Below are 19,388 nucleotides of genomic sequence, written 5' to 3' on the forward strand. Positions count from 1 at the left end.
CATATTTATCCATGAGGAGGAAAAACGACATGACCCAAGTGCTGACAGTCCAGGAATTTACGGTATTCTCGCCGGAGGGGATCCCCATCCACGGGGTTGTACATGCCCTCGAGGACGGTGTGCGCAAACCGGTGCTGCTCTTAAGCCATGGCTTCCGCGGCTTCAAGGAATGGGGCTTCTGGCCGCATGTGGCGAACGGCTTTGCGGAGCGGGGCTTCTACACGATCCGCTTCGATTTCTCGCGGATCGCCGTCAAGAACAGCGGTGCCGAGGAACGGCTGGTTGAAGAATCGCTGACGGTCTCCAGGGAGCTTGGGGACCTGCAGTCGCTGCTGTACGCCATCCTGGGCGGAGCCCTGCCGCTGGCCGAGGAGGCGGACTCCGAGCGGATCGCCCTGCTGGGCCACAGCCGCGCCGGCAGCTCCAATCTGATCTTCGCCGCGGAACATGACAACGTCTCTAGCGTGGTCGTCTGGAACGGCGGAGCTACGCCGTCCGCCCAGGTCAGCGGCCAGCCTCGTCCGATCGCCGAGGATATCGAACAGCATGCGGACCGCTTCCACATTCCGACGCGTCTTGGCTCGCTGAAGATCCCGGTCTTGGCGGTGCAGGGGGCTGCCGACGCCGAGCGGGTGCTGGAGAGCTTCCGCCTGCTGCAGGAAGCGGCGCCGGAACAGACCTACGTATCGATTCCAGGGGCGGACCACTTCTTCGGGATCGTGCATCCTTACCAGGGCACCACGCCTTATCTCGAGGAAGCGTTCGAAGCGACGTTCGGGTTCCTCACACAGCATCTGCTGAAGAAAGACTAACAGGAGCATGTCAAAGGAGGCTGCTGCGGATGTCCGCACGGCCTCTTTTATTGGCTGCTATGCCGGATAGGCGTCTTCGCAGAGGCTCTTCTCTCCATGCGTTCATAAAAGAAACGGCATCCCCATCCCTGAAAGGACGGAGAAGCCGTTTATCTTTTCATTGTTATGGGCCGCCTTTGAAGTCGAGTCCTCACCACTGTAAAATTCAGATTGGACACGACTTCAACAGCGGTTGAAGCCCCATCTCCGATTCCTCTCCGTTCACCAACGTATGGACGGGCACGCTGAGACCTTAACGGATGCCGACAGGTGGTTTTCTTAAACCGGGCGGGTCAGCGGGATGCAGTTAGCCCTCCGCTCCCTCCTGTGACGGAAACTTCCCTTCAATGAGGCTCTCCGCCAGCGGACGCCGCCCGTTCGGCACGTCCCGCTCCTGCAGATCGGCCGGCAGGTAATCCTTGCTGCCTTTGTAGCCAAGGGCAATCACGGCATGGAGCTCGATCTCCTCCGGCACGTTCAGCACCTCCCGGGCGAGCGGGCGTTCGAAACCGCCGACGGCCCGGGTGTTCAGTCCCAGCAGATGGGCCTGCAGTGCCAGGGCGCCCCAGGCGGCTCCCGTATCGAACGCATGCTGGCCGTTCGGCTCGCCGTCCGCCTTCACCTTGGAGGAGGCGACGAGCACGAGTACGGGCGCATGATCGGTCCACTGCCGGTTGCCCGGCTTGATGAACGAGGCGAACGCCTGGCGCTGCTCTTCCGTGCGGGCTACGATGAACCTCCAGGGCTGCTGGTTGCTTGCTGAAGGCGCCCAGCGCGCCGCTTCGAGGACGGCATTCAGCACCTCATCAGGCACACGGCGCTGATCGAACGCGCGGGAGGACCAGCGGTTCGGGAACAAGGGGGATACGCCGGTTTCAGGCTGACGGTGCGGGGCTACCTCGGGCGACAGCTGATCGAGGCTGTTGTAGAAGGCATTCGGTAAAGTGGTCATGGGGGACATCTTCCTCTCTATGTATCGTTCGGTTTCGTACTGGACCGCCTCCCGACCGGTGGGTGGGCAGGCCGCTATACCACCAGATAAACGGCTTCGCCGTCCTTTAAGGACGATGCGCGTTTATAAGATATTTAAGATGACGGGATCGAGCCCTGGCGAGATAAACATTCTTAAATATTGAAAAAGGAGGCCTCCTTGTGCTCAGGGGCCTCCAGTTTTCTGGTAGATTCGTTTATCCTATTAATACGGGTGGAATAGTTATAAATCTAGCATAAAAGAACTTCACCGTCAATACCGGTATCCTGTTCTCATTATGCAGGCTTCGGCTTCATTTACTCGTTTTTCTTCAGCCGCTCCACGTCTCTTGCGATATTCTCATCGGCCTTGCGCAGCGCCGTGTTGATATCCATACCGCCCACCACCACGTCCTTGGTCGCTTCCGTCACCCACTTGGACACCTGGTCTTCGTATTCATGGATCCGGTGGGTCTTCTGCTGCTCTCCGATGAACACGCTTCGGACATTTTTGTCCTTCAGGACGGGGATGTCCTTGCCGAACTCCTCTTCGAGCGCCGGATTGATGACTGCCGGTACCCGGGCATTGCGGGAGAGAAGCCCCTGCACTTCATCGGTGAGAATTTCCTTGATCGCCAGGAATGCCTCCTCCTTATGCTCGCTCTTGTTCGAGATGACAAAGGAGTGCACCTGGGCCTCACGAGCTTTTCCCTGCTTGTCGCTGAAGTTCGGAATCGGCGCCAGATCCCAGTTGAATTCGGTTCCCTGCTGTCTGAGCTCTTCCAAAGGTCCGACCATGTTGGCCAGATTCGCCACCCGCAGCGCCACCTTGCGGTCCTTCATGAAGGCGTCGCGTCCGTACACATACTGGTTATTCGGGCCGATATACCCGGGCACCTCATAGGCCGTCTTTGCGAACTGGAATAAGCGGGTCCATTCGGGATTCTGGCTCAGCAGAGGGGCTCCGCTGTCCGAATCGATGACGGGCAGGGCCACGTTGCGCGAAAGGTCCAGAGGACCGCCGGGGTCATAGCCGATATAATCGACCCCGTTATCCGATCGGGTCAGGTGTTTCCCCAGCTCAAGCACCTCTTCCAGAGACAGCTGCTTATCGGCCGGCGGGTACTCCACCCCGAATTTATCGAATATATCCTTGTTGTAATAGAGGATGGCCTGATTGGCATTGAAAGGGATGGCGACAATCTCGCCGTTCTTGCCGAACTCTTTGATATGATCGTACAGCACCGGCTTTAACCGGCTCTCATCGAACTTGTGCTTTTGGATCCAGGGCCGAAGGTCCTCTACCGCCTTCAAACGGAGCAGCGGGTGCGGATTGATAATCAGCGAGAGATCCGGGATTGGCCCCGAGGTGAACACCTCCTCGATGGTGACGCCGGTCGGCGGTTCGATCCGCTCCAGCGTAATGTGCGGGTATTTCTTCTTGACCGGTTCGGCGATCAGCGTGCGGAACTCGGTGTTGGTAAGCGTCGGGCCGTTCACGTAGAACAGCAGCTTGACCGGTTCGGCGGATGACGGGGTTCCGGCGGATTCTCCCGTTGCAGCTGCGGATGGGGTTTCCGGAACGGTGCCTGCAGATGCGCAGGCGGAGAGGAACAGGGCTAGGCTGAGGAGCAGAAGGCACGTTCTAATAAGAGTGTGGTTTAGTGTTCTCCGGTTCATTATGAGGTAGGCACCGCCTTAAGAGTTAGTTTGGATGATCCTTGCTTAAGGGAAATGAGTTCCAAATGGCTGCGAATCCGGGTGTTTGGGCACCTCCTTTTTCTCCATGCGGGTTATCCCCCATCCCTGTTTTTTCTGGCCGTAGATAAACAAAAAGGAGACGCAGCAGATTGACAGCTCGTCTCCGGTTCGACCGGTGGTCCGGTATGATCATACTTTTCAGAAACTATTCCAATCAAAATACTTTGATATATCGTAGCGAATAGCATTGTCCCTGTCAATGCCATCTTTTTATGGCGCATCCACGGACCCGGGAGAATCACTCCCTTCCTCACCTTCTCGCACGCTTTATCGATAGTACGTTCCCTCTGACATGCTCCTTCCCCCTGTTTCTTTTACCTCAAGTATTGACAGACATTGAAAACCCATGCTATATTCCATTTCATACTATTTCGATATGATTTATTTATATACTTTCTACCGGACATCCGGAGACCAGCTTTCCTGCTGCGTCTCCTTTTTTTGCGTCTCCGGGCCCTCGGCCGGCGCAGTGTCACCCTATCTCCTTACGAATGAGGTGCAGATCATGAGTTCATCCGAGCGCAAGCTTCACATTAATGCTTTCCTGACCGGTACCGGCCATCACGAGGCTTCCTGGCGTTACCCCGGCACATCTCCGGAACGGGGACTGGATATCCGGCATTACCAGAAGCTCGCCCAGACGGCCGAGCGCGGGCTGTTCGACTCGCTGTTCCTGGCCGACGGCTATGCGGGACGCAGTGCAGGGAAGCTTGAGCCGTTCACCCAGCTCTCCGCCCTGGCCGCCGTGACGGAGCATATCGGCCTGATCGCCACCGTGGGCACAACGTACAATGAACCTTTCCATGTGGCCCGCAAGTTCGCTTCGCTCGATCATATCTCCGGGGGCCGCGCAGGCTGGAACATCGTCACCACGGGGACCGAATCCACCGCTTTCAACTTCGGTCTGGACGCCCATCCGGATCATGGGCTGAGGTACGAATATGCGGAAGAGTTCGTCGAGGTCACGAAGCAGCTGTGGGACAGCTGGGAGGATGACGCACTGGTCTTCGACAAGGAAGTCGGCGTGCAGTTCGATCAGGGTAAAGTGCACGAGATTCACTTTAAGGGCAGCCGCTACTCCATCAAGGGGCCGCTCAATATCCCCCGCCCTCCCCAAGGCTACCCGGTCCTCGTTCAAGCCGGTTCCTCCGAAAGCGGCAAGGAGCTGGCCGCGAAGACGGCTGAAGTGATCTTCACCGCCCAGCAGACGATCGAGGAGGCGCAGGCGTTCTATGCAGATGTGAAGTCCCGCCTCGCCAAGTACGGACGCACACCGGACCAGCTGCATATCCTGCCGGGTCTGAGCCCCATCCTCGCCGATACGGAGGCGGAAGCCCGCGAGATTGAGGAAGAGTTGAGTGCGCTTATCAACACGGAATCGGCGGTGAAGCGCCTGTCGGAGCGGGTGGGCATCGATCTCAGCGGATATCCCCTTGACGGTCCGATCCCTTATCACCTGCTGCCGGGCATTGACGCGATCAACGGGCGCAAAGGCCGTTATCAGCTCGTCGTCGATCTGGCCCTCCGGGAGAATCTCTCGATTCTGCAGCTGACCCGGCGTCTTGCCGGAGCCCGCGGACATATTACCTTCACGGGAACTCCGCTGCAGCTAGCCGATCTGATCGAAGACTGGTTCCGGCATGGCGCCGCCGACGGCTTCAATCTGATGCCGCAGCTGTACCCGAATGGTCTCGACGCGTTCGTTGACAAGGTCGTTCCGGAGCTGCAGAACCGCGGTCTGTTCCGGACCGCCTACGAAGGAACGACGCTGCGCGAGAATCTGGGGCTTGCCCGTCCGGCTGCCGTAAGGCCGGTGCGCACAGTGGAAGCCGGGGCCTGATCGAGCGAACAACGAAAGTTCTTGCTGAATACAGTGCATGCTCCGTTCACATTTTTAAATCACTTAAAAGAATCTTTGGAGGCTATGATGACCGACATCCTGCGTGCGCTTCAGTCGCACCGATCCATCCGCAAGTTCAAATCCACTCCCATCCCCGCATCGGATCTGGAGCAGATCCTGCTCTCGGCCCAGGCGGCTTCCACCTCCTCGAACCTTCAGGCGTACAGTGTAGTCACGGTGCAGGACCCCGGCCGCAGGGCCAGGCTCGCCGAGCTTGCCGGGAACCAGGCATACATTGAAGAAAGCCCGCTGTTCCTCGTATGGTTAGCCGATCTGAACAAGCTGCGAACGGCCCTGTACTTCCACGAGAAGGCCGAGCTGCAGACGAACACGGAGCTGTTCCTGCTCGCCTCCATCGATGCCGCACTGGCCGCCCAGAACGCGGCGGTCGCCTCCGAGGCCCTGGGGTACGGCATCGTCTACATCGGCGGCATCCGCAACAACCCCAGGGAGGTCAGCGACCTCCTCGAGCTTCCTCCCCTCGTCTATCCGGTCTTCGGCATGTCGGTCGGCGTACCCGACCAGGAGCCGGACCACCGGCCGAGGCTTCCGCTCGGTGCGGTCGTCCATTCGGAGGTGTACCGCCAGGAGCCGCTGGAAGCGGGAATCCGTGCCTATGACGAGACGACGCGCGAGTATTACGCGAAGCGCAAGGGAGGCCCCAAGTTCGGGGAGACGGTCTGGTCCCGGGAAGTGCTGCGACGTCTGGAGCCGGGCCGCCTGCGCGGCCATCTCCACGGTTTCCTGAGCGAGCAGGGCTTCGAGTTGAAATAATGGAGTAAGGAAGTTAAGAAGCTGCCCCTGTACTACGATCAGCTGGAATGCACATCACTGGTGAGGTGACACTGGAAGATGAACGATTCACGCAAGGGCATTCAAGCCCATTTCAACGTGTTCTTACGAGGCGCGGGACATCATGCGGCGGCCTGGAAGCATCCGGCCTCCATTCCGCAGGAGGATCTCGATCTAGGCTATTACGCCAATATTGCCAGGATCGCCGAACGCGGCCTGTTCGACGCCCTCTTCACGGCCGACAATTATTCTGGCCTCGGGCGCAGACTGGAGCCTTATACGCTTCTGTCCGCCCTCGCCGGACTGACCAAGCATGTAGGGCTTATCGCGACCGTGAGCACCACGTACAACGATCCCTACCATGTCGCGCGCAAGTTCGCCTCCCTCGATCATATCAGCAAAGGCCGGGCCGCCTGGAACATCGTTACGGGCCATTCGGCGTCGGACGCGGCGAACTTCGGCCGCCCGGATCATCCGGATGTCCGGCAGCGGTATGCCCGGGGACGGGAGTTCGTGAAGGTGACCAAGCAGCTGTGGGACAGCTGGGAGGAAGATGCGCTGGTCTACGACCGCGAAAGCGGTACTGCCGTGGATACCGGCAAAGTGCAAGAGATCGGCTTCAAAGGCGAGTATTATTCGATCCAAGGACCGCTGAATATCCCCCGCCCTCCGCAGGGGTATCCCGTCCTTGTACAGGCCGGTTCCTCCGAAGGCGGACGCGAGCTCGCCGCCGAGTCGGCGGACGTGATCTTCACGGCGCAGCAGACGCTGGGGGCGGCGCAGGAGTTTTATGCCGATGTCAAAAGCAGACTCTCGAGGTACGGCCGCATGCCGGACCAGCTGCTGATCATGCCGGGCCTCTCTCCCATCGTGGCGGACACCGAGGCGGAGGCCCGGGACATCGAGGACGAGTTCAATGCCCTGCTCGACCCGAAGGCGGCGCTCCGCCGTCTGTCCGGTTACTTCACGGTTGACCTGACCGAGTACCCTCTCGACGCTCCCGTCCCGGTCGACAAGGCCAAGCCTTACGGCTCCATCACGACCGGGATTACAAGCCGCCAGGAGGTGGTTGTCGATGCGGCGCGCCGGGACAGGATGACCCTCCGCCAGTTCGTCGCCCGCAGTGCGGCGGGGCACGGCCATGTATCGTTCACCGGTTCCGTGCTGCAGACGGCGGACTTTATCGAGAAATGGCTTCGCAGCGATGGAGCGGACGGATTCAATATCCTCCCTCACATCTACTACAGCGGCTTTGAGACGTTCGTCGACAAAGTGATTCCCGAGCTGCAGAACCGCGGCTTGTTCCGCACCGCTTATGAGGGACGGACGCTGCGCGAGAATCTTGGGCTCGCCCGTCCGGACAACGGGCATAAAGCGGCCTGGGCGCTCCGCCGTCAGACCGAGAACCTGCAGCCTCTTCAGGCCTGAACCCGCAGCTGGGATTTTCGGGGGACACGGCGTCAAAAAGTATCCATACCAGGGGATTCAGCGGCTGACCCGCATCCACATACATAGCACGATCACTACACAATAGGAGGAATGTAACGATGACAGTATCTTATCGGAAACTTGGAGCAAGCGGACTTAAGGTGAGTGAGATCAGCCTCGGCTCCTGGCTGACTTACGGCGGGTACGTCGAGCGTGAAAATGCGGTGAACTCCATCCGCAAAGCATATGATCTTGGCATTAACTTCTTCGACACGGCCAACGTATATGCCAAAGGAGAAGCGGAAGTCGTCGTCGGCGAGACGCTCCGTGATTATCCGCGGGAATCGTATGTGCTCGCGACCAAAGTGTTCGGAAAAATCGGTGACGGTCCGAACGACCGGGGCTTATCCCGCAAGCATGTGACCGAAGCGGCCAACGCCAGCTTGAAGCGGCTCGGCACGGACTACGTGGATATCTACTACAGCCACCGCTTCGATCCCGAAACGCCGCTGGAGGAGACCCTCCGGGCGTTCGATGATCTGGTACGCAGCGGCAAGGTGCTGTATGTCGGTGTCAGCGAGTGGACGGCTGCACAGATCACCGAAGCTTATGCCATCGCGGACAAGTACCTGCTTGACCGTATTGTGGTCAACCAGCCGGTCTACAACCTCTTCGACCGGTATATCGAGAAGGAAATCATCCCGCTTGGCACGAGCAAAGGCTTCGGGCAGGTGGTCTTCTCCCCGCTGGCCCAAGGCCTGCTGACGGGCAAATATACCTCGGTCGAAGGATTCCCTGAGGATTCGCGTGCGGCCAAGCACGAGAACTTCCGCAAGCGGATCACGGAAGACAAGCTGCACAAAGTCTCGAGGCTGTCGGAGCTCGCCCGGGAGCTGGATATCACGCTGAGCCAGCTGTCCCTGGCCTGGATTCTGCGCCAGCCGAACGTCTCCAGCGCGCTGATTGGCGCGAGCCGTCCCGAGCAGGTCGAGGAAAATGCGGCGGCTTCGGGCATCCAGCTGAGCGATGAGACGCAGGAGCGCATTGAGGCGATTCTCGCCGAAGAAGCTCCCTCTCCGGCTGTTACCGCCTGATCCCTTTCTTTGACATAACCGCATTGCCTCAATCCGCATGAAATGAGATGAACAGCTTCACGTCCTTATAATCCAAGCCCTGCGTTCGCCATTGGCAGCCAGGGCCCTTTTGTTTGTTTCAATGGCCTCTCTCATACTCTCCCCCGGCACTCGGAAGCGCGTCCTCAACCCGGCCGCCGCCCGCAAGCCCTGCGAACCGAATCCCCGCCGTCACGACCTACCCAGGACGAACACTTCGTCGCCCTCCCGCAATCTCGCCCCGTCCATCACGGACCTCCCGATGCAGCTATCCCGCTCACCCCCTCTATCCCCACCCGCCATCCTTCACACCATAAAGTCTCTCCTTCCTTGGAAACTGAACTTATCTGTACCGCACTGATCCGCCATCCCATCCACATCGTACCAGCCATCCTCCCTTTCGTGAACATGCAGGCCGCGAGCATGACCGGCTCTTCTTCATGGCAAAGCATGCGTCCATGCAAAAAACAGCCGATATCCCAGGTTAAGGAATATCGGCTGTTCTCCTGCAGCTGAAGCACGGTCCGTCTATTCGTTCTTCAGCAGCTTCTCAACCTCTTTATCAATTGTCTCCGAGGTTCTGCGGATCACGGTGTTCACATCCGCTCCCTTAGCCAGCTCGAGGTTGGCCTCGGTGACGAACTTGGTGACATTGGTCTCATACTTATGCGAAGCATGGGTTTTGAGCGGCGTATACTTGAAGATATTCTCAATCTTCTTGCCCTTGAGCACGCCTACATCCGCTCCGTATTCCTTCTCAAGCTCCGGATTGATCACCGCAGGTACGCGGCCGTTGCGCGAGATGACCCGCTGCGCCTCATCGGAGAGCAGGAACTTGATGACCTTGAAGGCGGCGTCCTTGTTCTTGCTCAGCGAGCTGAGCGTGATCGAGTGCACCTGCGCCTCGCGGGTTTTGCCGAGCTGATCCGGGAAGGTAGGCACTGGGGCGATGTCCCAGTTCGATTCGATCCCCTGCTGGCGCAGCTCTTCAAGCGGCCCGACCATGTTGGCCAGCCACGCCGGCCGCATGGCCATCGTCCGGTCCTTCATGAAGACGTCGCGGCCCCACATATATTTGGTCTCATCCTTCGGAAGAAAGCCCGGAATCTCGAAGTTCGTTTTCGCAGCCTGGAACACGGTGAGCCACTGGGGCGAGTCCAGGACCGATTTGCCGGTCTTGGGATCGAGAATCGGAAGCGCGTAGCTGCGGGACAGCATCCCGAGTCCTTCCGTGTCAATGCCGATATACTGCACCCCGCCTTCCTCCCGGGTGAGCTGGCGGCCGAGCTCGAAGGCCTGGTCCCAGGTCATCTGTTCGTCCGACGGGTAAGCTACGCCGAACTTATCGAACACATCCTTATTGTAGTAAAGAATATGCTGGTTCGAGTTGTAGGGAATGCCGTAGATCTCCCCGTTCTCCCCGAAGTCCTTGATGTAATCGTAGGTATGGGGCTTCAGCCTGCTTTCGACAAAGTTGTATTTCTTGATAAAAGGCCTTAGATCCTCCACCACCTTCAGCTGCTTGAGCGTGTGATAGCCGTCGCCGAAGATGAGGTCCGGCTCCTCGCCCGAGGAGAAAAAGTCCTGCACCGTCGTTCCGGTCGGCGGGGTAATCCGTTCGATCGTCACATTCTTGAAGTGCTTCTCCACCTGATCCTTGATCTGCACCTTGAATTCCGTATCGGTGAAGGTGGCTCCGGTGACAAACAGCTTGAGGTTCGTCGGCTCCGTAATGTCATCGCTCTCCGCGCTGCCGGCTGCCGCTTCCGCAGATGAGGGAGCGGGCGTCTCCCCGGCTTTCGGGGTTCCTCCTGACGAGCAGGCTCCGAGGGACAAAGATACGACGGTCAGCAGGGCGGTTCCCAGCCACAGCTTGTTCATGGTGTGATTCCTCCTTTAGTGGATGACAGCTTGCGTTCTGGGATTTGCCGGCCGGGCGAGCCCGTAACGGTCTCGGAGTGTGCTGCCTTCATAAGATGTGCGGAACAGGCCGCGGTTCTGCAGCTCCGGTATGACTTTGTCGACGAAGATCTCCAGCCCGGAAGGATAGAGCTGCGGCATGACATTGAAGCCGTCGGCCGCACCGTTCTTGAACCATACCTCGATCTCATCGGCCAAAGCCAGAGGTGTTCCGGTGAAGGTGAAGTGTCCGCGTGCCCCGGCGAGCCGGTGAACCAGCTGGCGGATCGTCAGGCTTTCCTTGCGCGCCAGCTCGGTGATGATGCCGTGCCGGCTTTTGTTGCCGTTGATCTCGTCAACGGATTTGACCGCATGCAGCGGCACCGGGCCGTCCAGCGGGTATTCCCGAAGGTCCACGCCGAAGCCTGGGGAGAAGCGCTTCAGCGCCTCCTCGATGTTGATATACGAGTGGAGCTCCTCCTCCAGCTCGCGGGCTTCGGCCTCCGTATCGGCGAGGATCGGACTGATCCCCGGGAGCACCAGCAGCTGCTCGGGGGTGCGGCCATACCGCGCCAGCCTGGATTTCACGTCGCTGTAGAAGGCCTGCGCATCCTCCAGCGTCTGCCAGGCGGTGAAGATGGCCTCCGCCGTCTTGGCGGCGAGCTCCTTGCCGCTCTCGGACGAGCCGGCCTGCACCAGGACCGGATAGCCCTGAGGAGGCCGCGGAATGTTCAGCGGGCCCTTGACCCGGTAATTCTCCCCCTGGAAGTCAATCTCGTGCACCTTGTCATTGTGAATCTGGATCCCTGCCTCCTTGTCGAAGACGAGAGCATCGTCCTCCCAGCTGTCCCACAGCTGCTTCACCGCTTCGACGAATTCTTCGCCGATCCGGTAGCGCTCCGAGTGCTCGGGATGCTCCTCTCTGCTGAAGTTGAAGGCGGCGGAGCCTCCGCCGGTTACGATATTCCAGCCCGCGCGTCCGCCGCTGATGTGATCCAGGGAAGCGAACTGGCGCGCCAGGTGGAACGGTTCATTGTAGGTGGTACTGACCGTCGCGATCAGTCCGATATGCGCGGTAAGCATAGCCAGGGCGGAGAATAGCGTGAACGGCTCCAGCGTATTCGATCTCCCTGCGTAGCCGTCGGCCACGAACACGGCGTCCATCAGGCCGCGTTCGGCGGTTCGTGCAATCTCAGCCGCATACTTGATATCGAGATTGCGGTGCGGTACGGCTTGCGGATGCCTCCAGGATGCTTCATGGTGACCCGAGCCGTACAGGAAGGCATTCAGGTGCAGCTTTCTATCCGGTGCGCTCATATGTAGTTCCCCCTTATTATTTGGATATGAATCAGGCGGTTGCGTTCCGGCTCAGCGTGTTGGCGGGCCGGGCGAGTCCGAGATTCTCCCTTAACGTGCGGCCTTCGTAGGCGGTGCGGAACAGACCGCGGTTCTGCAGCTCGGGCAGCACTTTGCTGACAAAGGCCTGCAGCCCGTGCGGGAAGGTCTGCGGCAGGATGTTGAAGCCGTCCGAAGCCCCCTCACGGAGCCATTTCTCGATAAAATCGGCCGCCTGTATGGCGGTAGATCAGCTGCCGGATCGTCATGTTCTCCCGGCGGGCGGCATCGAGGATGACCCCCTGCCGGCTGCTGATCCCTCCCAGCGCTTCCGGCCGCTTCGCTTGATCCAGCGGCACGGGGCCGTCAAGCGGATAGCCCGAGAGGTGTACTTCGAACCGCTCGGACATCCGGTCGAGCGCTTTGTCCATATGAATGAGCGAATTCAGCTCATCCTCCAGGTCCCGGGCCTCCGCCTCCGTATCCGCCACGATGGGACTCAGGCCCGGCAGGATTTGGAGGTCATCGACGGAGCGACCGTACCGGGCAAGCCGGGATTTGACATCCATGTAGAACAGCCTGCCGGCCTCGAACGTCTGCTGCGCCGTGAAGATGACCTCCGCCGTTCTCGCAGCGAGCTCCTTGCCCTGCTCGGAGGAGCCGGCCTGGACGAGCACCGGATGCCCCTGCGGCGGCCGGGGGATGTTCAGCGGCCCTTTGACCGCATAATGCTCGCCCCGGAAGCCGATGTCGCGCACCTTGGCGTCGTCGATCAGCTTCCCTCCCTGCTTGTCGTACAGCAGCGCGTCGTCCTCCCAGCTGTCCCACAGCTGCTTGACGACCTCCACGAATTCTTCGGCCCCCTCGTAGCGCTCCCCAAGTTCAGGGTGGGCCGCCCGGCTGAAGTTGCGGGAAGCATCCCCCGCCCCGGTGACGATATTCCAGCCGGCCCGCCCGCCGCTGATATGATCCAGCGAGGCGAACTGCCGGGCCACATGGAACGGCTCGTTATAGACCGTACCGACGGTGGCAATGAGACCGATATGCTCGGTCAGCGAAGCGAGCGCGGACAGCTGCGTGAATGGCTCCAGCTTGGCCGCCTTGCCGGCATAGCCGTCGGCCAGGAATACGGAGTCCATCAGCCCCTGCTCGGCGATACGGGCCATCTCCGCCAGGTAATGGATGTCGAGATCCCCCTGCGGGTAGACATCGGGGTGGCGCCAGGCCGCCTCGTGGTGGCCTGCGGCACGCAGGAATACGTTGAAATGGGCTTTTTTGCCGGGTGTGGTCATGGGAGTTCCCTTCTTTCCGCTGGATTGAATAAAAGGAAGAGAGCTTCTGCCTCCGCCTTAGGGTTGGAGTACGGCACGGTGACGGGTGTTCGCAGGGCGGGCAAGACCGAGCCGGTCACGCAGCGTGGTACCTTCGTAGGCCGTGCGGAACAACCCGCGGTTCTGCAGCTCAGGTATGACCTTGTCCACGAAGGTATTCAGGCCGGTCGGATACAGCTGCGGCATCACATTGAAGCCGTCGGAGCCGCCGGTCAGGAACCATTCTTCGATCAGGTCGGCCAGCTGCAGAGGCGTTCCGGTGAAGGTCAGGTGCCCCCGCGCGCCGGCAATCCGGTGTGTCAGCTGACGGATCGTCAGGTTCTCTCTGCGTGCGAGCTCCACCATCAGGGAGTACCGTGCCTTGTGCCCGTTGATGTTCTCTTCCCCCGGCAGGTCGGCATACGGCAGCGGGCCGTCGATCGGATAAGGCGACAGATCGAAGCCCAGCCAGTTGGACAGCCCCCGGACGGAGTTCTCGGGATTCGCCAGCTCGATCAGCTCCTGCTCAATGTCCCGGGCCTCGCTCTCCGTGTCGGCCAGAATCGGGCTCAGGCCAGGGAGGATCTGCAGCTCCTGCGGGGTGCGGCCGTACTTCGCCAGCCTGGACTTCACATCGTTGTAGAACGCACGCGCTTCCCCGAGCGTCTGCTGGGCGGTGAAGATGACCTCCGCCGTCTTCGCGGCGAGCTCCCGTCCCGTCTCGGACGAACCCGCCTGCACGAGGACCGGATAGCCCTGCGGCGGGCGCGGGATGTTCAGCGGTCCTTTGACCTGGTAGGTCTCGCCCTGGAAGTTGATTTCATGTACTTTGTCAGGGGCAATTTGGACGCCGTTCGTCTTGTCATAGACGAGCGCACCGTCCTCCCAGCTGTCCCACAGCTGCTTGACCACCTCCACGAACTCCTCGGCGTATTCGTAGCGGAGCGAATGCTCCGGATGCGCCTCCCTGCTGAAGTTGAAGGCCGCCGAGCCGGCCCCGGTCACGATATTCCACCCGGCGCGTCCGCCCGAGATATGGTCGAGGGAAGCGAACTTCCTCGCCACATGGAACGGCTCATTGTAGGTCGTGCCCACGGTAGCGATGAGGCCGATATGCCTCGTAACGACGGCGAGCGCCGACAGCATGGTGAACGGCTCGAGCTTGCCGTACTTGCCCGCATAGCCGTCCGCCAGGAAGACCGAGTCGAGCAGGCCGCGTTCGGCGGTCTGGGCGAGCTCCTGGTAGTACTTGATGTCCAGCCCGCGCTCCGGCCGGGTGGCCGGATGGCGCCAGGAGGCTTCGTGGTGGCCGGTGGCGGCCAGGAAGGCGTTCAGGTGAAGCTGTCGGTTAGGGATGGATGCATTGTGACTCATGTTCAGGTTCGCTCCTTTAGGTTAGTAAATTGATGAAGAAAAACGGCTGCTTACCCCGCTCCGGCAGCAGCAGGGCCCCGGCCGTACCGGTGCAGCTGCCAGTAATGGCCGCCGAGCTCGAGCAGCTCCCGGTGGCTGCCTTCCTCCGCGATGCGGCCCTGCCGCATGACCAGGATCCGGTCCGCTCCCGTGATCGTCGACAGGCGGTGCGCGATGATGAGCGTGGTCCGCCCCTTCGCCGCCTCCTGCAGCGCCTTCTGGATCATGAGCTCCGTATGAGAATCAAGATTCGCCGTCGCTTCGTCGAGGATCAGGATGCGCGGCTCGAAGACGAGAATGCGCGCGAAGGAAATCAACTGCCGCTCCCCGGCCGACAGCCCGCTTCCCCGTTCGGAGACCCGCGTCTCGTAGCCGTCCTTCAGCCGCAGGATCATGGCATGCGCCCCGACCCGGCGGCACGCTTCCTGCACCGCTTCCGCGGGGATCGACGGGTCGAACAGCCGCACGTTGTCGAGGATGCTGCCGGAATAGAGATAGGGCTCCTGCTGTACCAGGCCGACCAGCCGGTGCAGGGTTTTCGGTTCCATGTCCCGGATATCCGTTCCGTCGATCCGGATGGCCCCTTTCTGCACATCGTAGAAGCGGCAGAGCAGCGAGATCAGGGAGCTTTTGCCCGCGCCGGTGGTTCCGACGATCCCGATCATCTCGCCGGGCGCGATATGCAGATCGAGATCCTGAATCACATCCGGTCCCTCTTCCCCGTAATGGAAGGAGATCCCCTCAAAATCGATCCGCCCCTGCACCTCGGCCGGCACGAGGGGGACCGGATGCTCCGGATCCCGGACCACAGGCTGCTGGGAGAAGACGCTCCAGATCCGGTTGACGGAGACGGTCGCGGACTGCAGCTGGTTCCACTGCTGGGTGATGTTGTTAATCGGCTGGAAGAACTGCCGGATATATGTAATGAATGCATAGAGCACGCCGAATTCGATGCTGTGTCCGAGCACGGCGTAGCCGCCCAGCCAGGTGACGAACGCGACGGACAGGTTCCCGAGCACGTCGAACGAGCGGTTGAAGAGCACGTTCGTGCGGATTTCCCGCAGATTGGCCCGGTAATAGCCGTCGTTGCGCTCCAGGAAGCGCGTCTGCTGCTCCTTCTCCTGGTGGAAGGCCTGGATGAGCTGCATGCCCGACAGGTTCTCTGCAGTGAAGGCGATCAGGCGCGAGAGCTGGGTGCGCGAGAGCTGGTAAGTCTTGCGCAGATAATCCCGGAAGCCTATGGCGATCCCCGCGATCAGCGGCAGCAGCAGCAGGCAGTACAAGGTCATCGTGACGTCGAGCTGAAACATCAGGACGATGATAAACAGCAGCGTCATGCCATCGCGCACCAGAGACAGGAGCACGCCGGTGAAGAACTGGTTCAGCGATTCCGTATCGCTGGACACATAGGTGATCAGCGAGCCGGAAGGCGTCCGGTCATAGTAAGCAACCGACTGCCGCAGGATGTGCCGGAACAGGTCCTTGCGGATGCCGGCGACGACGCTCTGCCCCGCCTGCTGCAGCAGGTTATCCTGCAGGTAGGAGAACAGGAACGAGGTCAGGGACAGGATCAGATACACGAGTGCGATCAGACCCAGCGCCCCGAAGTCCGCCCCCTTCGCCAGATGATCGTCGATGGCGATCTTCACGAGGAAGGGCTGCAGCAAGTCCCCCGAGATGGCGAGCAGCGTGCAGAGGAGCACCAGGGCGAACTTGCGGCTGTGGGGGCGGGCATAGCTGTACAAGCCCCGGAAGGCTGCAGCCGTATTCTCGGCAGGCGGGGAAGCCGGCTCAGACGCCTTCGGAGGCTTCCGCGAAGTGGTGCGGAACATGCGGTGATCCCTCCTCTTGTATGGCATGCATCCGGGCGTACCAGCCTCCCAGCCAAAGCAGCTGGGCATGGGTGCCGCGCTCGATGATCCGCCCGCCGTCCATGACGAGAATCTCGTCGGCATGGCGGACGGCGCTGATCCGGTGGGCGATGAGAATCGTCGTCCGGCCCTTCCGTTCCGTGCGGACGGTCTCGATGATCCGCTGCTCCGTCACGGTATCGACGGCGCTGACGCTGTCGTCGAGGATCAGGACCGGCGCGTTCTTGATCAGACCTCGGGCGAGCGAAGTCCGCTGCCGCTGGCCGCACGAGAGGGTAATCCCCCGTTCGCCGAACAGGGTATCGTAGCCGTCGGCGAACGCTTCGATGCTGCTGCGGATCTGGGCCTGCCCGGCCGCCTCCTCCACCTCTACGATCGGCGACTCCCTGCGGTAGAATGCAATGTTGTCGCGGATCGTCGTACTGAAGAGGAAGCCTTCCTGCGGCACGTACGCGATCTGGCTGCGCAGGCTTTGAAGCGAGAGCTCCCGCAGATCCGTGCCGCCGATGTGAATCGCTCCCTCGGGCGGGTCATAGATGCGGAGCAGCAGCTTCACCAGGGTGGACTTCCCGCTTCCCGTCCGGCCGAGGATGCCGATCTGCCGGCCCGGGGGAATCTCGACGGACACGTCCCGTAGCACCTCTTCCCCGCTGTCCGGATAGGTGAAGCTGAGATTGCGGACCGAGATCGGCTGCCCCTCCAGGTCGGCATCGGCTGCATCCGCGCTGTCCCGGATGTCCGGTTCCCGCTGCAGCAGCTCGCCGATTCGCTGCAGCGAAGCGCGGGAGCGCTGCATGGTGTTGATCACCCGGCCGATCTGCTGCAGCGGGTTGACCATCATGCGCATGTAGAGGGTCAGCGCCACGAACTGGCCGAGCGTAATGCGCCCCTGGAGGGTCAAATAGCCTCCGTAGGCCAGCGTGACGACAAGCGAGAGCGAGCCGAGCAGCGGGATCAGCGACTGGAAGAACGCAGATACGCGCACCAGCGACAGCTGGGATTCACGGATGCGGTCGACCGTATCCGCAAAGCGCTGCGCCATCACTTCCTCTACGGCAAACTTACGGGCGACGCGGATGCCGCCGAACTGCTCCTCCGCCGACTCCGTCATGGCGCCCAGCGTCTCCTGCACCCGCAGGGAGCGTTCCCGTACCGGTCTGCGGAAGCGGATCACGAAGTACGGAATGAGCATCAGCGGCAGGATGCATACCCCGATCAGGGGGAGCGGAATGGAGCTGAAGGCCATCGTGACGACTGCGGACAGGATCAGGATGGTGGAGTTGATCGCATGGTTGATCCCCATGGAGATCGATTCCCGCACCGCCGTGACGTCGTTCATGACATAGCTGAGCAGCCGGCCGACCCCGTGCTTCGTATGAAAATCGGAGTTCAGCCGCGTGAATTGTCCGAACAACCGCTGGCGGGCGGTGTACTCGAACCACCTTCCCGCCCGCATGATCAGATACTGTCCGGCTGCGACAAGCAGGCCGTAGGACACCCCTACGCCGAGCAGCTTCAGGCTGTACCCGGTGATCGTCAGCTTCGTCAGCGCCCCCTGCTGAAGTTCATCCGTGAAGCTTCCGAGCAGCCGGGGATACTGCGAGTGAATGACGTTCCCCCCGGCAATGGCGATCAGGGCGAGCAGGTACACGTACCATTTGGATCTAAGATAAGACAGAAGCAAGCGTTCCGAACCCAAGGGATAACCTCTTCCTGTAGTTGATTAATGATATGAATCGTTGTGACATGAAATCAGACTTTCTATTCGACGAGTCCTGTTCTCTCCACCCCTTCCACGAACCAGCGCTGGGCGATGCCGTAGACAATCAGCACCGGCACGATGATGAGGAACGAGGCCGCCATCTTGATCGGTTCGGCGAAGATGGAGACGCCCCCCTGATCCCCTTCGGCCTGCAGCCCGGCCGCCAGCTTCGCGAGCGAGATGGACAGCGGGACTTCCTTGGACCCCGACATGTACATCGACGGCAGGTAGAAGTCGTTCCAGTTCCACACGAAGGAGAACAGGAACACCACGACGATGGCGGACCGGGAGATCGGCAGCATGACCTTGAAGAAGAACCGGAATGCGTTCGCGCCGTCGATCCGCGCCGCCTCCTCGAGCTCCTTCGGCAGCGTGGAGAAGAACTGCCGGAAGATGATGACGAACAAGGCGCCTTTGAGTCCGTGCCCGAACAGGGCCGGTACGATCATCGGCAGGTACGTATTGGCCCAGCCGAACGACTTGAACATGATGAGCGAGGGCAGAATCGTCACCTGCGGCGGCAGGATAAAGGTGAACACGAGCGCGCCGAACCAGAATGTTTTGAATGGAAAATCGAGACGCGCGAATGCATACCCCGCTATCGCGCAGGAGATGATCTGCAGCACCGCCACCGACAGCGAGAGGGTCAGGCTGTAGAGGAAGGCGGTCTTGTACTTCAGTCCCTCCAAGGCTTCCAGCAGATGGCCCGTATAGATCGAGCGGGGCACCCACACGACGGAGGGATCGAGCATATTCGGCGCATCCTTGACCATCGTCGTTATCATGTACAGAATCGGTTTCAGGTAAATAAAGGCGGTGTCGATGAGAATCAGATACAGGAACAGCCGGAAGAGCAGTCCTTTGTCCGCCTCCTTGCCGACCAGCTTCATTCGCACCCCGTACAGCCACTGCTGCAGGGTGCCGGTGTCCGGCAGGCGTCCTCTCAGATCCTCCGTGAGTCTTGCGAGTCGTTCCATGCTTCTCC

General features: G+C 60.5%; 13 protein-coding genes and 1 pseudogene. 5 read left to right on the top strand and 9 right to left on the bottom strand.

Going from position 1 to position 19,388, the window contains the following annotated elements:
- The first annotated feature begins 29 nt into the window (after positions 1-29).
- Positions 30-812: an alpha/beta hydrolase family protein gene (locus tag ACP26L_RS19290; RefSeq protein ID WP_426445512.1), complete on the top strand. Its 783-nt coding sequence runs from the start codon at positions 30-32 to the stop codon at positions 810-812.
- Positions 813-1,158: 346 nt separating this feature from the next.
- Here ACP26L_RS19290 and ACP26L_RS19295 read toward each other — a convergent pair whose 3' ends face one another.
- Positions 1,159-1,803 carry a nitroreductase family protein gene (locus ACP26L_RS19295; protein ID WP_426445513.1) on the bottom strand — a complete coding sequence of 215 codons (645 nt, stop codon included), beginning with the start codon at positions 1,801-1,803 and terminating at the stop codon, positions 1,159-1,161.
- Positions 1,804-2,138: 335 nt separating this feature from the next.
- Positions 2,139-3,500, bottom strand: a complete 1,362-nt coding sequence (locus tag ACP26L_RS19300; RefSeq protein WP_426445514.1) for an ABC transporter substrate-binding protein — start codon at positions 3,498-3,500, stop codon at positions 2,139-2,141.
- A gap of 586 nt (positions 3,501-4,086) precedes the next feature.
- Between ACP26L_RS19300 and ACP26L_RS19305 the strand changes: the two genes are divergently transcribed.
- The 4 genes from ACP26L_RS19305 to ACP26L_RS19320 all read left to right on the top strand — a co-directional run bounded on the left by ACP26L_RS19305 (position 4,087) and on the right by ACP26L_RS19320 (position 8,795).
- Positions 4,087-5,421 (top strand): LLM class flavin-dependent oxidoreductase, encoded by a 1,335-nt coding sequence (locus tag ACP26L_RS19305; protein WP_426445515.1) that lies wholly within the window; start codon positions 4,087-4,089, stop codon positions 5,419-5,421.
- Between the two features lie 87 nt (positions 5,422-5,508).
- Complete coding sequence (locus ACP26L_RS19310) at positions 5,509-6,255, top strand: NADPH-dependent oxidoreductase (RefSeq protein ID WP_426445517.1); 747 nt, start codon at positions 5,509-5,511, stop codon at positions 6,253-6,255.
- A gap of 78 nt (positions 6,256-6,333) precedes the next feature.
- Complete coding sequence (locus tag ACP26L_RS19315; protein WP_426445519.1) at positions 6,334-7,701, top strand: LLM class flavin-dependent oxidoreductase; 1,368 nt, start codon at positions 6,334-6,336, stop codon at positions 7,699-7,701.
- A 119-nt stretch (positions 7,702-7,820) separates the two neighbouring features.
- Positions 7,821-8,795 carry an aldo/keto reductase family protein gene (locus ACP26L_RS19320; protein WP_426445521.1) on the top strand — a complete coding sequence of 325 codons (975 nt, stop codon included), beginning with the start codon at positions 7,821-7,823 and terminating at the stop codon, positions 8,793-8,795.
- A 546-nt stretch (positions 8,796-9,341) separates the two neighbouring features.
- Here the strand turns inward: ACP26L_RS19320 and ACP26L_RS19325 are convergent.
- The 7 genes and pseudogenes from ACP26L_RS19325 to ACP26L_RS19355 form a co-directional block, all read right to left on the bottom strand.
- Positions 9,342-10,694, bottom strand: coding sequence for an extracellular solute-binding protein (locus ACP26L_RS19325; protein WP_426445522.1), 1,353 nt, complete (start codon positions 10,692-10,694; stop codon positions 9,342-9,344).
- 15 nt (positions 10,695-10,709) lie between these two features.
- Complete coding sequence (locus tag ACP26L_RS19330; protein WP_426445524.1) at positions 10,710-12,029, bottom strand: LLM class flavin-dependent oxidoreductase; 1,320 nt, start codon at positions 12,027-12,029, stop codon at positions 10,710-10,712.
- A gap of 31 nt (positions 12,030-12,060) precedes the next feature.
- Positions 12,061-13,339 (bottom strand): annotated as a pseudogene (locus tag ACP26L_RS19335) (LLM class flavin-dependent oxidoreductase).
- Between the two features lie 57 nt (positions 13,340-13,396).
- Complete coding sequence (locus ACP26L_RS19340; RefSeq protein WP_426445526.1) at positions 13,397-14,731, bottom strand: LLM class flavin-dependent oxidoreductase; 1,335 nt, start codon at positions 14,729-14,731, stop codon at positions 13,397-13,399.
- A 50-nt stretch (positions 14,732-14,781) separates the two neighbouring features.
- Positions 14,782-16,602 carry an ABC transporter ATP-binding protein gene (locus ACP26L_RS19345; RefSeq protein WP_426445528.1) on the bottom strand — a complete coding sequence of 607 codons (1,821 nt, stop codon included), beginning with the start codon at positions 16,600-16,602 and terminating at the stop codon, positions 14,782-14,784.
- On the bottom strand, positions 16,562-18,340 hold the full coding sequence (locus tag ACP26L_RS19350) for an ABC transporter ATP-binding protein (RefSeq protein ID WP_426445530.1): 1,779 nt from the start codon (positions 18,338-18,340) through the stop codon (positions 16,562-16,564). The genes ACP26L_RS19345 and ACP26L_RS19350 overlap by 41 nt, the downstream gene beginning before the upstream one ends.
- Positions 18,341-18,402: 62 nt before the next feature.
- On the bottom strand, positions 18,403-19,380 hold the full coding sequence (locus tag ACP26L_RS19355; protein WP_426445532.1) for a carbohydrate ABC transporter permease: 978 nt from the start codon (positions 19,378-19,380) through the stop codon (positions 18,403-18,405).
- Positions 19,381-19,388: the final 8 nt, after the last annotated feature.

It is taken from the genome of Paenibacillus sp. S-38 (genome assembly GCF_049942825.1).
Lineage (GTDB): Bacteria > Bacillota > Bacilli > Paenibacillales > NBRC-103111 > Paenibacillus_G.

Excerpts from the sequence above, each read along its gene's own strand:
- ACP26L_RS19310 (WP_426445517.1), top strand. The coding sequence starts at position 5,509 with ATGACCGACATCCTGCGTGCGCTTCAGTCGCACCGATCCATCCGCAAG.
- ACP26L_RS19315 (WP_426445519.1), top strand. The coding sequence starts at position 6,334 with ATGAACGATTCACGCAAGGGCATTCAAGCCCATTTCAACGTGTTCTTA.
- ACP26L_RS19300 (WP_426445514.1), bottom strand. The coding sequence starts at position 3,500 with ATGAACCGGAGAACACTAAACCACACTCTTATTAGAACGTGCCTTCTG.
- ACP26L_RS19305 (WP_426445515.1), top strand. The coding sequence starts at position 4,087 with ATGAGTTCATCCGAGCGCAAGCTTCACATTAATGCTTTCCTGACCGGT.
- ACP26L_RS19330 (WP_426445524.1), bottom strand. The coding sequence starts at position 12,029 with ATGAGCGCACCGGATAGAAAGCTGCACCTGAATGCCTTCCTGTACGGC.
- ACP26L_RS19295 (WP_426445513.1), bottom strand. The coding sequence starts at position 1,803 with ATGACCACTTTACCGAATGCCTTCTACAACAGCCTCGATCAGCTGTCG.
- ACP26L_RS19340 (WP_426445526.1), bottom strand. The coding sequence starts at position 14,731 with ATGAGTCACAATGCATCCATCCCTAACCGACAGCTTCACCTGAACGCC.
- ACP26L_RS19320 (WP_426445521.1), top strand. The coding sequence starts at position 7,821 with ATGACAGTATCTTATCGGAAACTTGGAGCAAGCGGACTTAAGGTGAGT.
- ACP26L_RS19345 (WP_426445528.1), bottom strand. The coding sequence starts at position 16,602 with ATGTTCCGCACCACTTCGCGGAAGCCTCCGAAGGCGTCTGAGCCGGCT.
- ACP26L_RS19290 (WP_426445512.1), top strand. The coding sequence starts at position 30 with ATGACCCAAGTGCTGACAGTCCAGGAATTTACGGTATTCTCGCCGGAG.
- ACP26L_RS19355 (WP_426445532.1), bottom strand. The coding sequence starts at position 19,380 with ATGGAACGACTCGCAAGACTCACGGAGGATCTGAGAGGACGCCTGCCG.
- ACP26L_RS19325 (WP_426445522.1), bottom strand. The coding sequence starts at position 10,694 with ATGAACAAGCTGTGGCTGGGAACCGCCCTGCTGACCGTCGTATCTTTG.